12 protein-coding genes and 1 pseudogene are annotated in these 15699 nt (G+C 46.4%); 6 read left to right on the forward strand and 7 right to left on the reverse strand.

What is annotated here, in order from left to right:
* Nucleotides 1-2: 2 nt before the first annotated feature.
* The 3 genes from MKY96_RS19410 to MKY96_RS19420 all read right to left on the reverse strand — a co-directional run bounded on the left by MKY96_RS19410 (nucleotide 3) and on the right by MKY96_RS19420 (nucleotide 3700).
* Nucleotides 3-632, reverse strand: a complete 630-nt coding sequence (locus tag MKY96_RS19410; protein ID WP_340942488.1) for a hypothetical protein — start codon at nucleotides 630-632, stop codon at nucleotides 3-5.
* 120 nt (nucleotides 633-752) lie between these two features.
* A complete protein-coding gene (locus tag MKY96_RS19415; RefSeq protein WP_340942490.1) occupies nucleotides 753-1871 on the reverse strand; it encodes a glycoside hydrolase family 88/105 protein in 1119 nt (372 codons plus the stop codon).
* 32 nt (nucleotides 1872-1903) lie between these two features.
* Entirely contained in the window at nucleotides 1904-3700 is a 1797-nt protein-coding gene (locus MKY96_RS19420) for a glycoside hydrolase family 2 protein (RefSeq protein ID WP_340942492.1), read from the reverse strand.
* Between the two features lie 227 nt (nucleotides 3701-3927).
* On the opposite strand from MKY96_RS19420, the gene MKY96_RS19425 reads away from it, so the two are divergent.
* From MKY96_RS19425 to MKY96_RS19445, 5 genes and pseudogenes are all read left to right on the forward strand, one after another.
* Entirely contained in the window at nucleotides 3928-4845 is a 918-nt protein-coding gene (locus tag MKY96_RS19425) for an ArsR/SmtB family transcription factor (protein ID WP_339255000.1), read from the forward strand.
* Nucleotides 4846-4920: 75 nt separating this feature from the next.
* Nucleotides 4921-5340 carry a hypothetical protein gene (locus MKY96_RS19430; protein ID WP_340942496.1) on the forward strand — a complete coding sequence of 140 codons (420 nt, stop codon included), beginning with the start codon at nucleotides 4921-4923 and terminating at the stop codon, nucleotides 5338-5340.
* Between the two features lie 156 nt (nucleotides 5341-5496).
* On the forward strand, nucleotides 5497-6894 hold the full coding sequence (locus MKY96_RS19435) for a SpoVR family protein (RefSeq protein ID WP_340942498.1): 1398 nt from the start codon (nucleotides 5497-5499) through the stop codon (nucleotides 6892-6894).
* A 377-nt stretch (nucleotides 6895-7271) separates the two neighbouring features.
* Nucleotides 7272-9722, forward strand: coding sequence for a hypothetical protein (locus tag MKY96_RS19440; RefSeq protein ID WP_340942501.1), 2451 nt, complete (start codon nucleotides 7272-7274; stop codon nucleotides 9720-9722).
* A gap of 7 nt (nucleotides 9723-9729) precedes the next feature.
* Nucleotides 9730-10167, forward strand: a pseudogene (locus tag MKY96_RS19445) (SpoVR family protein); the annotation flags it as partial.
* 78 nt (nucleotides 10168-10245) lie between these two features.
* On the opposite strand, the gene MKY96_RS19450 reads toward MKY96_RS19445, so the two are convergent.
* The gene (locus MKY96_RS19450; RefSeq protein ID WP_340942503.1) at nucleotides 10246-10497 is read right to left on the reverse strand and encodes a Uma2 family endonuclease; all 252 of its coding nucleotides are present in this window, start codon (nucleotides 10495-10497) and stop codon (nucleotides 10246-10248) included.
* A gap of 152 nt (nucleotides 10498-10649) precedes the next feature.
* Between MKY96_RS19450 and MKY96_RS19455 the strand changes: the two genes are divergently transcribed.
* Nucleotides 10650-13064, forward strand: coding sequence for a transglutaminase domain-containing protein (locus MKY96_RS19455; RefSeq protein ID WP_340942505.1), 2415 nt, complete (start codon nucleotides 10650-10652; stop codon nucleotides 13062-13064).
* A 58-nt stretch (nucleotides 13065-13122) separates the two neighbouring features.
* On the opposite strand, the gene MKY96_RS19460 is transcribed toward MKY96_RS19455, so the two are convergent.
* From MKY96_RS19460 to MKY96_RS19470, 3 genes are read right to left on the reverse strand one after another with little or no spacing between them, the layout of a single operon-like run.
* The gene (locus MKY96_RS19460) at nucleotides 13123-13728 is read right to left on the reverse strand and encodes a DJ-1/PfpI family protein (RefSeq protein WP_340942509.1); all 606 of its coding nucleotides are present in this window, start codon (nucleotides 13726-13728) and stop codon (nucleotides 13123-13125) included.
* A gap of 38 nt (nucleotides 13729-13766) precedes the next feature.
* Nucleotides 13767-14729 carry a VanZ family protein gene (locus MKY96_RS19465; RefSeq protein ID WP_340942511.1) on the reverse strand — a complete coding sequence of 321 codons (963 nt, stop codon included), beginning with the start codon at nucleotides 14727-14729 and terminating at the stop codon, nucleotides 13767-13769.
* A 24-nt stretch (nucleotides 14730-14753) separates the two neighbouring features.
* Entirely contained in the window at nucleotides 14754-15653 is a 900-nt protein-coding gene (locus tag MKY96_RS19470) for an AraC family transcriptional regulator (protein WP_340942514.1), read from the reverse strand.
* Nucleotides 15654-15699 lie beyond the last annotated feature (46 nt).

Here is a 15699-nt window from a genome sequence, read left to right on the forward strand (position 1 = left end):
AGCTATTGATCCGTCCACTGCTCAAAGAGGTTGTACAATTCATCAAGGCGTTCCTCGTCTACGGCCGCGAACATTAGCAGATGGCCACCGTTGTTGTTCATAATCATAATCAATTCACCCGGCCGGCCAAAAAAACGAACCCCCGTGTATAAATCTGAATCCGCTTGGCGGGATGGAAAATTCTGCTCAATCCGCTCCGCAACATCCTCATCGATCTCCCAATATTCTTCGCTGCTATACTCCATCGCCAGCACTGCCTGCATATGGGCCATGGCCAGCAAAAATTCCTTGACAGTCGAACGCAGGCGCTCCCATTCTTCTCCGCTGCGCACATAAACGGGAGGATTATCAAGCTTCATATCCGCTGCACGGATTCCCCAGACGCAGGCTTCCTGATTTTCGGTATAAAAGATGCAGTAGTCTTCTTCCATATAACGCGGAAATTTGTGAGGCGGAACCAGAAAATCCTGAGTTGCGTTCAATGCAGAGTGGGCCCCAAGCTCAGTATAATACGCCCGCAACACCTGAGGAATATGCCCGTAGCGTTCCAGCCACGGTGTTAACGATTCATTATCGAATCCGCACGGTTCCGTCATGTGGAACAGGTCCCGAATCGCTGTAAAGTCAGTCATTACTTCTCTCTCCCCGTTCGTAGATTTCCAAGTGTTAATTAACGTAATCTTAACATAATTTATTGTGAAAAAAAGCCTAATCCTCTGGCGTAAATGCTCAAGGATCAGGCTTTCTGCTGTTTAATTTAACGCTTCATATAAAGCGATAAGAGCCAAGGACTGTCCGTAGGCCATAGGCCGGAGGGCAATGTTCTTGTAATGCTCCTTATCCATCCCCATACCGGTTCCGGCCGACACATTCATCACGGTTCCGTCTCCGCTAATATTTTGACATACCGACTGAATGGCCTTGTCTGCCGCAGCCTGATAGGAGGCATCCAGAATACCGGCTTTAATCCCTTTGATAATCCCTGCGGCGATTGCGGCCGATCCCGATACCTCTTCATAGCTGGACGGGTCCTGCAGGACGGTATGCCACAGACCGGAAGCGGCCTGGAGGGATACCAGGGCATTGACCTGGGCTGTATACGTATCAACCAGAAACTGCCGGAAACCCGGACTAATCGAATCCTGGCAAGCTTCCAGGTAATCGACGATCCCATAGGTGAACCAGGAGTTGCCGCGGCACCAGAAGATACTGCCGAAATTATCATTGCGTTCGAAGCTCCAGCCGTGGAAGAACAGACCGGTATGCTTGTCGAACAAATACTTGATATGCAGCAAAATCTGGTGTTCAGCCTCATGCCCCCAGTCCGGCCGGTTGAACTTGAGCCCCGCCTGGTTCAGAAACAGAACCGCCATAAAGAGCGTATCAATCCATAACTGTCCATTGTGCAGGTGAATGCCATCCCGGTTGCCGATGGCAGTGACCGTATGCTGGAAGCCGCCTTCTTTGGTTTTGGGCAGCTCATGAATGAGCCAATCCGCATGCTCCCGGCATAGCTCTTCCAGTTCGCTGGAAGGCTCAAGCTGATCCAGAAGCAGCACCAAAGGCAAATAAGGAGCTGTCGTATTGATATTTTTGGAAGGCAGTCCCGCCTCCAGATTACGGGAAACCCAATTCTGAAAAAATTCCATATAACGCGTATCGCCGTAGTAGTTCTGCAGCTTATAAAGACCATAAAGACCTACGCCCTGAGGCCAATCCCATTCTTCAATTCCGAAATCACGTTGCACAATCCCTACCCTGGTATCGGCCTGAACCACGGTTTTATCCTTTTCATAGTCGCTGCCGCCCAGGTTCATAAGCCTGTCTACGACCAGACCGATCTTTTGAAGCAATAGTTCGTTTGTCATCATTCCATCAGCTCCTTATTATTAAATAAGCCCGGTTAAATGGTCCGCAGATGCCATTGATCGTTAATTTCTTTAATTAACGACAGGTCGCATTTGGGTGTCCGGTCATAGGCTACCAGGCCGTTAATCTCCTGCTCCACATCTGTTAACTGTGTATAACAATATCCGTAAATAATCTTCGACGCGTATACCGCTTTCATAATTCTTCCGTATTCCAGAACAAGATCCTCTGCAGATTGTGCACTGGTATAACCCCAGCCGTCGTCAGCGCCAGCCTTATAGCTTATCCCGCCGAATTCAGTTAACAAGATGGGCTCTCCCCGATGCTCATAACCGTCTGCATACACACTGCGGGCTGATGGATTGGATGCAAGCATCGTATCCTTGGTGGATAGAATCCGCTTGAATTCTTCATACTTATCGGGCTCATCTGCTCTGCCATGCTGATAATTGTGAACCGCACAAATGTCCGTCTGCGTCATTTCCCATCCGTCATTCGATATCACTAACCGGGTATCATCCAAGGAATGAATAAGACTATACATAGCTAAGCTGTGATACTGCTGCTGCTTATCCGATTTCACCATCGGAATCCCCCAGCTTTCGTTAAGCGGAACCCAGGCCACAATCGAGGGATGATTAAAGTCACGGTCAATAATCTCGATCCATTCTTTGGTTAACCGGGCTACAGCATCATTATTGTAAGAGGCGTTCGCCGCACATTCTCCCCATACAAGGAACCCTATCTGATCTGCCCAGTATAAAAAGCGCGGGTCCTCGACCTTCTGATGCTTACGGCAACCGTTGAACCCTAATTCTTTGGCTAATTCAATATCCTTCTTCAGATGGTCGTCCGTTGGCGCCGTAAGTAATCCTTCCTGCCAATACCCCTGATCCAGTACAAGCTTTTGATAATACGGTTTGTTATTCAGATAGACCATACCATCCTCTGTATGAACCTTCCGCATGCCGAAATACGACTCTATAGAGTCCACCTCAACCCCGTGATCGTACAGCTTCATTTCCACATCGAACAAATTAGGAGCTTCCGGGCTCCATGTCCAGCCGGCGCGGTGAAAGTTTGTGCGGAATATTTTCAGACCAAACAGATCTACCATTCTGCGTGTTATAGGCTGTAACAATCGTACCCGGTCCTGAATAACCAGTTCTCCGCCAAAAGAAATACGAAGTTCCAAATCTAATTCTTCTGATCCATGCCCCTCAGACTTCACTTCAATTCCAACACTTCCTTGATCCAGATCAGGCGTAAATTTCACCTGCTGAATATGCACAGGGTTGACCGCCTCCAGCCACACGGTCTGCCAAATTCCGCTCGTGCGGGTATACCAGATGCTTTCGGGCTTCTCTAACCAGAACTGTTTGCCCCGGGGAATAGTCTCGTCTGTTGATGGGTCCTCCACATGAACTGTTACCTGTTCCTCCTGTCCGGTCAAGGCATGGGTAATATCAAACGAAAATGAAGTGTGTCCACCCTCATGCACGCCGATATAATGACCATTCACATACACCCAAGCCCGATAATCTACCGCTCCAAAATGTAATATCACACGCTTCTTATACCAATCTGGCTCGAGTGTGAAATTACGCTTATACCATACATAGTCATGAAAAGTGGTATCGTGTATTCCGCTGGCAGGCGTCTGAAAAGCAAAGGGAACCTCAATGGTCTGGCTTAAGCTCTCACCTGGATCAAACCACCGCTGCGCGGCTCCCTCATTGCTGTCATCAAATTCAAATTGCCAGGTTCCATTTAAGTTAAGCCATGCGTCTCTGACGAACTGCGGACGCGGATATTCCATCCTGTGTGTCATCTAGCTTCAGCTCCTATCTTAGTAGTCCACAACAATAAAAGTTAACTTCTTTGTGGTTATCGCAATAAATCTCCCCCGCAAGCAAGCAAATACTATCATGATGAAAGCGTTTTTTCAAGGCTATATCAGCGTTATTCCTGATTTTCAACTTTGTGGTATACTAAATAAAATCAGCGCTTAACCAGATCGTTTATTGTAAACCAAAAAGTTAACAATTGGAGGTCCATATGTTCTTAGAACTCGATGATCATGGTATTTCTGTATTAAAAGCACTGGCATCGGACACAAGAGCTTCGATTCTTAGACTATTGCTGCATACACCCCTTACGGTCAGTGAGCTGGCCGTAAAACTAAACTTAAGCAAAGCGATCGTGTCACGCCATATCCGGTTACTGGAGGACGCCAAGATCATCAAGCTCCAGGACAACCTGGAGGGTACCGATAACAGAAAGAAGAGTTTTGTGCTTGCCGTTGATCATATTGCCCTCAACTTGCCCCAAAAGCTCCATCTTCCTTTTAAAGTCATTACGAATGAAATCAAGCTGGGATACTATTCTAATTTCTCAGTCACCCCTACCTGCGGGTTAGCCGGCCAGACTAAAGTCATCGGCAAGTTAGACGATCAACGGACCTTCGTCTCCAATGACCGGATCGATGCTTCTTTAATTTGGTTTGCGGAGGGCTTCGTTGAATATATAATTCCGAATGATTTTAACCGAAATTTTACTGCAGAATTATTAGAGTTATCCTTGGAGCTATCTTCAGAGTTTCCTGGGTCCAACAATAATTGGCCAAGTGATATCGCCTTTTATATCAACGATGTTTTTTTAGGCACCTGGACGGCTCCGGGTAATTTTTCAGATGTGCGCGGGAAATTAACACCAAACTGGTGGGATAACGAACTAAGCCAGTATGGACTTTTGAAGCATTTAAGAGTCACCAAGAAGGATACTGGAATAGACGGTCAAAAAATATCATCGGTCACCCTCGCTGAGCTAAAGATCGAAGACTCTCCCTTCATCAAGCTGAGGATTGGGATTGATGGGAATTCTACAAACAAAGGCGGACTTACCATCTTCGGGGAGCACTTTGGAAATTATCCGCAGAATATTCTGCTTAAGCTGTTCTATACGGAAGCGGAGTAGGGGATATTTGGAGAGCTTTTTAATGGCAAATATTCTGGTACAATAAAATGACAAGCCTAATTGGAGGTGCCAGCTATGCAATGGGAAGAGGTTCGTAAGATTTACCCCGATCAATATGTTAAGCTGCAAATCCTTGCGTCACATACCGAAAGAAACATCAAGTATGTTGATGAAGTCGCACTGATCCGTGCCATTCAGGACCCGAAAGAGGCGACGAAAGAATTGCTTCAATCTAAGGATGGCGTGATTGTGTCGCATACCGCAAACGAAGAACTGAATGTTGAGATTCGTGCCTTTAGAAGACCTAGAGCCGCTCGAATGACTAGGACACTTACAGACAAACAAAAGAAACAAATGACCTCGGTTATCTTCAAAGATGAAGGTGTCCTCTCTCAACTTCAACAAGCTCAAAAGGATCGCAGAGATGGAATTTCCACTTACAGTGACAGCGAAGAGGAGTTTGCTCAGTTACTGAACAATATCCAGAACGAATAAATAGTCTAACCCCTTAGCATATTCGCTGCGGGTTAGGCTGTTTTTGTACAATAACTCATCTGCCCTCTCATGCCGCATTCTTCCCCATCATACTCCCTCCCCTCCCCCCATATACATAGGAAGAACGGTTCACAAGCTGGAAGGAGAGATGGATGCATGCCCGGTGATGATGAGATTAAAGCGCTGGAGCGGTCGATTGCCGAGATTACGGAGATTGCTTCCGGGTTTGGGCTCGATTTTTATCCGATGCGTTATGAGATATGTCCGGCGGATATTATTTATACCTTCGGTGCGTACGGGATGCCTACCCGGTTCGGGCACTGGAGCTTTGGCAAGACTTTTCATAAAATGAAGGCTCAATACGATTTCGGCCTGAGCAAAATTTATGAGCTGGTCATCAACTCTAACCCGTGCTACGCCTTCCTGTTGGACGGCAACTCCCTGGTGCAGAATAAGCTGATTGTCGCGCATGTGCTGGCGCACTGCGACTTCTTCAAGAACAATATGCGCTTCTCCATGTCCAACCGGGATATGGTCGAGAGCATGGCTGCTACCGCCGACCGGATCAACGATTATTCCGTCACTTATGGCACAGACACCGTAGAGAGCTTCATTGATTCAGTGCTGGCGATCCAGGAGCATATCGATCCCAGCCTGATCCAGCCGCGCAAGCTGGGCAAGACCCATCTGCTCGAAGCCAAGATGAAGGAGCGCAAGGACGCCCCGCCCGGCGGATCTGGTCCGCCTAATGCCTACAGCGAACTGTGGGATCTGGAAAAGAGTACTGACGTCCCGCCAGAGCCCGAAACCGCCGGTAAGCGCACCTTCCCCCCGGAGCCGGAAAAGGATATCGTCTGGTTCATTCAGCAATACTCTACCGCCCTGGAGGACTGGCAGCGCGACATCATGACGATGCTGCATGACGAGATGCTCTATTTCTGGCCGCAGATGGAGACCAAGATCATGAACGAAGGCTGGGCCTCCTACTGGCATCAGCGGATTATGCGCGAGCTGGACCTGACTGCCGAAGAGACGGTCGAATACGCCAAGTTGAATTCATCGGTGGTGCAGCCCTCCCGCCAGAGCCTGAACCCGTATTACCTAGGCCTGAAGATTTTCGAGGACATTGAGAAGCGCTGGGACCGGGACAAAATGTTCGAGGTCCGCGAGCTGGATTCCGACCTCTCCTTCATCCGCAGCTATCTGTCGAAGGAGCTGGTGAACGACCTGGACCTCTATGTATTCGAGAAAAAGGGACCGGAATGGAAAATTACCGATAAAGCGTGGGAGAATGTGCGCGACCAGCTGGTGCTGGCCCGGGTGAACGGCGGCTCCCCGTACCTCGTCATCCAGGATGCCGATTATGAGCGGAACGGCGAACTCTTGATTGCCCACCGCTATGAGAGTATCGAGCTGGATCTGAAATATCTGGAGCGCACGCTCCCGCATATCTACGCCCTATGGGGCCGCACCGTGCATCTCCAGACTGTTGTCGAAGACAAAAACGCCTTGTTCACCTATGACGGCAAGAAGGTGCAGCGGAAGTTTATGTAAGTGATAATAAAATATTTCTTAGAGAGTCTATGCCTCACAGAGGCTAGACTCTCTTTTTATGAGTGATCAACAGCGAACCCTATTACTTATTGACGATAGCTACTTCGCAAGAAGCACATACCGCCCTCAGCTCAAGCGGTTGATGGCAGAGAGCCAGATTAGAACGTTAATTAATGCAATTTATACTCTGCATTTTGAGGAGGCTAAGGTCTCCTTCGGACTTTGGTTTTGGATGTGGGGGATGTAGCATTAAATAAATTATAAATTTTTTAGTATTGACGTTATGCTTCCGTTGTTAATTAAAGGAATTTGGCGATTTTCACCGAATACAACTTACATCTAATTAATAACTGCAATATTTTAAAGGAGTGATTATTTTGGCAGAAATTCTATCTTACAACAACGAAAATAATGCTACAATTTTCAAAATGAAAGAATTAAGTTGGCATGCCAGACTACGAATAATAAAAGAATTTCATAATGATTACTCCGAACACTACATCGGAAGAAATTATATAAAGCTCATAAATCCTAAGAAATCAGTTCTCGAAATTTCCGATAATTTAATCACCTTTTTCCCACAATTATCAGCTGAAATAGCAGAACTTAATAAAAAAAGAATCTATAAATTAATTGCCCAACGATCAGAAATATATATAAGTAATTCAATAGAAAAAATTGAGCTTTCAACCTCGAGATTGTTAGGAAAAGATCTTCGTGCTACTGCTTCTCTTTTATATTATTCATTTCATAACTTCACTACAGGAAAAATGTATCAATTCCTATCAGAAAAAAATAGTATTGACGAATACAATGTAACTTTTAATGAAGTTGATCACTTCACAAGTCAACTATTTTTCAATGATATTTTCAAAAAGCAATTCAACCTATCTAATTTTATTACTGATGAAATAAACCAAGATAATTACACAAATAATTTATGTACAGGAAGAAATAAGCATTCTGCAAATCCTTTTAAAATAGTACCCCTTGTTTTGCTAAATATAGATCAGAGTATTTCAGTTTATCTGGACTCTTATATAAATTATCTGTACAAGGAGTTATTCGGAGAGAAGTTTTCCACAAATAACATTGATACTTTAGAAAACTTTATTAATTCATCCTTAAAAAACAGAACTAAAGATAAGGCCTATAAACAAGAATTAGAGGTGAAAGCTTCAATTGCTTTTGCATATAAATCATTCATTGAAACTAATGTAAAGAACGAGCGAATAACTTGGTCATTTTATATTATAGCTCTAAGGCTATATTGGTTAAGACAAACTGCTGACTACGATTACGACTTTGAAGTCAAGACTTCAACAAGAGAAATTAGTTTACTTTTAAACGCTATCCAACAATATTATAAGCTTTGTGAATTCACAACCTTTGCCAAGAAAGAAGTAATTATTGATGATATTGAATCAAAAAAGAACCTTCAAAATCCCATTAGTCAACAAAGCCCTATTAATCAACAATCTATCTCTATAGAAAAGACATATTTTCAGTCTGATATAAAAGAGCTTATGAATTCTGAAATTAACTCATACCTTTGTATGACTGCTTTACATTTAGATAGTGATTTTTGCTATGATGAAATCGTTTCATCAATAAATTTCACTCATAGTATTACAAACAGAGCGGAATACTATATATATGAATTACTCGATCCTTTACCAGTAAATGTAAACGTCAAGTTAGACAAAGATGGAAGATGGACATTATGGGTTAATAAAGATTCAGCTAAATACCAAGTATTATCTGAAAATGATTTGATTGTAGTTTTTGATCGTTTTTGCGATCAAATATTTAATAATTACCGTGAATATGAAAATCCCAAATACATACCACAGTTGTGCGTTTCTTATCCCAATTATACAATTCGCGCCGAAACCCATGACTCATTAAAAATTGAAACAATATATAAGATGAGTAATTCAATAATGGATCGAAACGCGTGGATAATTAAAACTCTTCTAAGTGATATAAAAGAAAAATTCAAACTAACAACACAATTTCCTAATATTATTATTGAACAATATAGAATTTATTTTAGAGTTAACTTTGGGTTAGAATCAACACTACTTAACTTGCCTCTCTCAATACAAATAAATTCAGAGGCTTTCAAAGGTAACTCTAAAACTTTTATTTTAAATTTCCATATCGATATTGATGATGAAAAATCTCCGAGACATGAAGGTATCGAACTTCTAGAAGTATTTAAAAATATTAATAATCCAACTGAGAACGAGTTATATAATATACTGACAGAATCAGATGACATATCAAAGGCTTTTTACGTTGCGGGCGTAATTGAGATTAAACCAACCTCTTTGAATCATTATCTTAAAGGTGATAATCATCAGCTTTTTTACTCCTTTACCCAATATCTGAATTTAGTATCGCATGAACTTATTATTAATAATTCATTTGATGCTTCCAAAAAATTTTTAGAAATATGTTTGTCATATGATAAATGTGAATCATTTGCATATGCTACGATGGGCCTGTGGTATTTTAGAAATACTGACATGGATGTGGAGATATGCGAGCAGCAAGGGAAATACTATTACGAATTGGCATTGGATAAGGTTAACACTGACCACGCTGATTCTGAAATTGATTTAAAACAACGATATTATTATGAACTTGCTTTGTTCTATTTTAGAAGAAATATAAATTATGAAATGTATACGAAATATTATAATGACGGTATAAATTTAGGTAAATATTACAGTTATACTGATTTACTGGTTTTAAATGAAACATTTGATCAGATAGCCTCTTCAAAACAAACTTCTACAAATAAAATTATTAAAGCAACTTAGAAAATACGAAGGCTGGGCCTCCTACTGGCATCAGCGGATTATGCGCGAGCTGGACCTGACTGCCGAAGAGACGGTCGAATACGCCAAGCTGAATTCATCGGTGGTGCAGCCCTCCCGCCAGAGCCTGAACCCGTATTACCTAGGCCTGAAGATTTTCGAGGACATTGAGAAGCGCTGGGACCGGGACAAAATGTTCGAGGTGCGCGAACTGGATTCCGACCTCTCCTTCATCCTCGTCATCCAAGATGCCGATTATGAGCGGAACGGCGAACTCTTGATTGCCCATCGCTATGAGAGCATCGAGCTGGATCTGAAATACCTGGAGCGCACGCTCCCGCATATCTACGCCCTCTGGGGCCGGACCGTGCATCTGCAGACCGTTGTCGAAGACAAAAAAGCCCTTTTTACCTATGACGGTAAGAAGGTGCAGCGGAAGTTTATGTAAAGAAACGTATGGTTTCGCACAATAAGCCGCAGTGTAGTTGCTATGTGCAATTACGCTGCGGCTTGTTTTTGAATGGTATCAGATTGGGAGGTCAAACAGCTTGCCCAGCGGCAGCTGAAAATCCTGAAACACATTCGACCGCACACTATCCTGCTCCGAATATAAGTCCCTCACCTGATACACGCCATCCTGCAGCGCATATACATGAACCGTGCGGTTGCCGGGATCGACGATCCAATATTCCTGGACGCCATACTTCTGGTACAGATTGAACTTCTCATTAAAGTCCTTGAGTGCCTCACCGCCAATACTCAGCGCCCCCTCCCCCATATCCCCTGCTGCAAAAAATACTTAAATATAAATTATCCCAATTTTGTTTTAATAGTATCCCAATGGGTTATATATCTCCTGTGATTTATAATGGGTAATTCTGGATGGTCCATGATTACTCTCATACAGAAACCAGACGGGAGAGGACGTTAGTGAAAGTGAAACAAATGGCAATACTGCTGCTCATCATGTGTGTGATTCTGACAGGCTGCATGGGGGGCAGCAAAGAAGGAAGTCCAGCGCCTTCATCCAGTCCGGCCGCCACGGCAGCTGCCGAGACGAAGAACACTTCGGGGAACCCTCCGCCGGACGCTTCACAGACCGTGTACGATCTGAAGCAGAAGTATGATTCAGATGAAGCAGATCACAGTCCGGGCATCATGCCTATGTATAATGTGGAGCAGGATATGGAATTCATCTTCAGATTCAATACCGATCTTGGCTCAGAAGCCATTGGTAAGACATTATCCGTACATACCGATATCAAGGCACTGCCGGAGAGTAAGGTCGGGACCCTTGAGGATTCACAGCTTGTTGACGGCAAAAGCGTGTACTCCATCAAGCCGCTCGGCTTCGGCGTCCTTCCCTCCGATTCCCTGCGCGCTACCGGAGCCAGCTCCTGGGGGAACGCGCCTGTCTACTACATCCGGCTCAACTATGACCTGGATGCTAAGTCGCCTACTCTGCTGAAGCAGCCGGTGATTATTCCGTTTACGGTGAAATCGGATCTGCCCACGCCGACGCTGCAAGCCGACATCAGTCCTGACGGAAGACTGACTCTGGTGTGGAATGAAGTTCCGGGCGCGGAGAGCTACAATATTTACAGCGCCTCCCATATTACAATGGAGAACATCAATGAGCCGCTCAGCGGCGCCGAGCAGGGCTATGCGGATCAGCGTCCGCTGCTGATTGCAACCGTGAAGGGCACTTCGTATAACGATTTCATGAAGGACGGACGCGGTGCGCTCGGTGTAGTAGATGAGATGATTACGAGCGTACAGAATAATAATGTCCAAGGGGAATATTACGTCACTGCCGTTCAGGGGGACAAAGAATCCCGGTTCAGCCGTTCGGCAGATACCGTAGCGTTATCCAAACGTCTGCCGCGCACTGTGGCTCCTGAGGATAACATCAACCTGAAATTGTACAAGAATGCCAAAGAGCTGCCCAAGACCGTTCCGGTCCAGTTCATTGACGGCTCCAAAGCCTCAGTAACAGTGATGTACGACACCGGAGCTGTGACTCTTAAGGCTTCCGGCCCAACCGATGTCCCATACACAATTCAAGGCACTGCACTTAAGGGATATGTCCAGGTTACGCAGTTGACCGAAGCGGATATTTCCAGTCTTGCCGCCACCCAGAGCAACAAAGCGAATCCCGGGTATGTGGAGCCGCAGAATAACACGGATTATGTGCCTGCACCGGACGTACCGACCATCATCGACAACGATAACGGGAACGCCAGTGAACCTGGAGATAATGTCATCGACCAGCAAAAAGAGAATACGAAGAGCAAGGTAGAGGAAGGCAACAAACAGGCGGTACCGGGCACCACGATACGGGCAGACCTGATTCATGCCGACTCTGCGCTGGAGGAATATCTCGCATTGACCCTGATGAACGGCGACACCGAAATCTCGCTGCAAGCCTTCCCGGAGGCGCAGAATGCCCGTACCCTGGTCGATGTAATTGAGAAGGTAGTCTACCAGAACCCGCTCATTCTCGGCTTCCGCGGCTATGGCTACGATTATGAGAAGCTGACGCTGAATGTGAAGTACGATGATTCTGCCGAGACCATCCGCTCCAAGCAGAAGGAGATCCTTGCCGAGGCAGATAAAGTAATCGCTGCTGTGATCAAGGAAGGCATGAGCGCGGATGAGAAGCAGATGGCAATCTACGATTATCTGAATGATAACACCGCCTATGACGATGCTGCTCTGGAGAATGCCATGGAGCAGGAGTTCAAGACAGTAGATGCGAAGTATAACGATTCTTTCAATACCTATGGCATTCTGGTCAAAAAGGTCGGTGTATGTATGAGCTATGCGCATACCTTCCAGCTGCTCTCGGATCTCGTCCAGGTCCCTTCGATGGTCGTCACAGGAACCATGAGCGGCGTGAATCACGCCTGGAACAAGGTGAAGATCGGCGACGAATGGGTCAACGTTGACCCGACCAATAACGCCACCAATACCGGACTTCCTTATCTGCTCTATAACTCCAATGACGCTACAGCCTCCGATGTAGAGTATGTGATGGACAAGGCCTACTGGCTGGACCATGAGCTGCCTCTGTTCAAGGCCACCAGCAATGCCTATGATTATTACGTGACGCAAGGACTTGAAGTAGATTCCCTGGAAGCCTACAAGACCAAGCTGGCCGAACAGCTGAAGAAAGGCGAGACGCTGGTAGTCCTGCGCGTTCTGGGCAATACCGACAGCTCGGAGCTGATGCAGAAAACCGCCGAGGTCATCAAGCAACACGATGCCGCCAAGCTGGATAGTGCAGGCATGGTGGAGCTTGGAAGCTACGTTGCTGTTCAATTGGACGCCGCAGCCGGGCAATAACGGACAGCAAAAAAGGCAACCCCCTGCTACGGGGCTTGCCTTTTTTGCTGAACCCTCATTATTCCTCTTCATACGGATAGTAAATATCGCTCAGGTTACCTGCCTGATAATAGGGGTACTCAAGTTTTTGTTGCACCTGTCGCGCAGTGTCTGTATTTACTAAGCACTCAATCAGGTACAGGCCAAGGTCGATTGAAGCCGTCACTCCGCCTCCGGTGAAGGTATCGCCGTCCCGGACCGCCCGGGCTTTAATGACTTCCCCGCAGTAAGGGGCTAGCAGATCGTAGGCCGAAGAGTTCGTGGTCGCTCTTTTCCCCTCCAGGAATCCTGCTGCCCCTAAGAGCAGCGCACCTGTGCAGACCGACACCTTATAACGTGCGCCTTCTGCCGTCCGTATCCAGCTTATGAAGTCCTCATCGTAGCGGAGCGTCCGGGTCGCAAGACCACCCGGGAGGAAGACCAGATCGAATGTGCCCAGATCAGGCAACACCTCATTAGCCTTCATGGTCAGCCCCCGGTCATCCGTCACCTCCGCCTTGTTAGCGCAGAAGGTCCAGGATACGTTCTCCTTCGCCTTCAGGATCGCCACCCAGCTCACCGCTTCATAGAACCCCACAAAATCCATGCTGGTCATGCCGTCGAACAGAACAAATGCCATTTTCATAACCGTCCCCCCTCCTCTCTAAGCAGAAGATTAAGTACTCAGTTCCAGATATACTGCATCCGCTTATATCCTACATCCCATACTTTCAAGCCGCCTTTAATCGTGATCTTCAGCTCTTGCCCTGGCTCAACCGGCATCTCGTATACCACAGGGTACTGTTCAGGATTAGTACGCTGAAAATCTCCAGTATAATTCAAGAATTCCTGGCCATCCCGGGTAATACTGATCTCACCGGAATAATCCGTTGGTTCGGGGTTTCCGAAAGTGAAGCAGAAAGTCGTCTGTCCCTCAGACTTATACGTGAACGTTCTGGAATCTCCGTCTTCAGCGCCATACAGGTTATAGCGGAGCGGTATCTTCTGTCCGTTGATTTGAATGCTGTCCGGTTTGTCTGCGGATGAATTGCCCGAGGTGTCCGTCCATTCCGTGATCGCTGTGAACGGACCCTCTACTTTAGTTATTATTTTGTTTACCGCTGCGCCTAGTCCCCATAAAACTATAAAAAGGACCAACCCCGCTATAGCCGTTGCCGCCAGATTGCGCCCGAGGCTCCGGTAACGGAAGCCAAGCTTGTACGCCCCGAAACCGAGGGCTGCACCAACCGAATTCTGAAGAGCATCATTGATATCGAAGCTGCCCAGGAAGGTAAGGGCCTGAAGCGTTTCAAGCACAAGAATCGCGATGAAGAACAAGGTGATGAACCGGACGAAGCTGACCCGGTACAACCATGGAATCAATATACCGAAAGGAACAAACGCAAGTGTGTTCCCGAAGCCCACCAAATCCATCAGGGTGGGAGGAAAAAGATCAGACGGAGTCGGCATCAAAATGAAGTTTTCAGGCATGAAAATAAAGGTGTAAACGGTATGATCCGAAGCCTCTCCTCTGCCGAAAGCAAAGAACATAAAATAAAGCACAAGCAGCGTGTACAATACGGTTACTGTTAGTAGAATCTTGCGTTGTTTGACCATGGTTAGCTCCTTCATACTATTTTTCCACATATTACAATTAAACGGTTAGTGATTTCATGAAACCCGCTCCCGTACAGGGACATAAATCTCCATCACGGAATCCACGCGGGCGTGACAGCGTTCGTCGTAGAACTCAAAGTTCAGTTTATCTTCGTCATGCATGTAGCCGCTGCCTGGGAACCAGTCCTCGAAGATATATCTCCAGGTACTCTTGACCACCTCGGCAAAAGTCTCCGGTCCCGCCTCATCGGTAGCGTCTACCGGTGGTGTCGTAAATACCGCATACTGTGCCGCAGGCACAACAGCCGTAAGCATGTCAGGAGTGGCCTTACTGAAGTCCTCCACTATAACCCCCAGCAGATACACAGCATTACCGCCAGCGTCTGACGGTATACATAAGCCGACCTCCCCATGCTTCGGCGGATTCAGCTTCGCATACATTTGGTCCTCCAGATTGTCGCCCTCGTAATGATACCAGAAAGAAGCGACATCCTGCGTAGCATTCCCCGCCTCCACATTCGTCTCAATCCCGTAACCCGCTACGTTAAAAGCAGGCCGCTCTACCCTCACCGGCTCTGCCATATACGCCTTAATCTCATACTCCAACCTGTCCCGCAGATACCCGCTCATCCGCGCCGCATACTGGGAGGGACTGTAGCCGTAGGTCTTGCGGAAGGCTTTGGCGAAGCCCCCGGGTGTCTCGAAGCCATATTCCAGCGCAATCTCCGTAATTCTCCGCCCGTTAAACAATTCAACGGCAGCCCGCGACAATCTCCGGGTGCGCACATATTCCATGACCGGCATATCCTGCGACTGGCTGAACATCCGGCAGAAATGGTACAGCGAATAACCCGCATACGCCGCAATCTGCTCCGCTGTCAGCGGGTCCATGAGATGCTCCTCAATATAATCAATCGTCTGCCCGATCTCTCTGCTGTAATTCAGTTGCTCCACCGGCCTTTCAGGTCCACATAGGTGAAAACATTATAGCAGACAGCGG

This window comes from Paenibacillus sp. FSL R7-0302 (assembly GCF_038006885.1).
Classification (GTDB): Bacteria; Bacillota; Bacilli; order Paenibacillales; family Paenibacillaceae; genus Paenibacillus_AQ.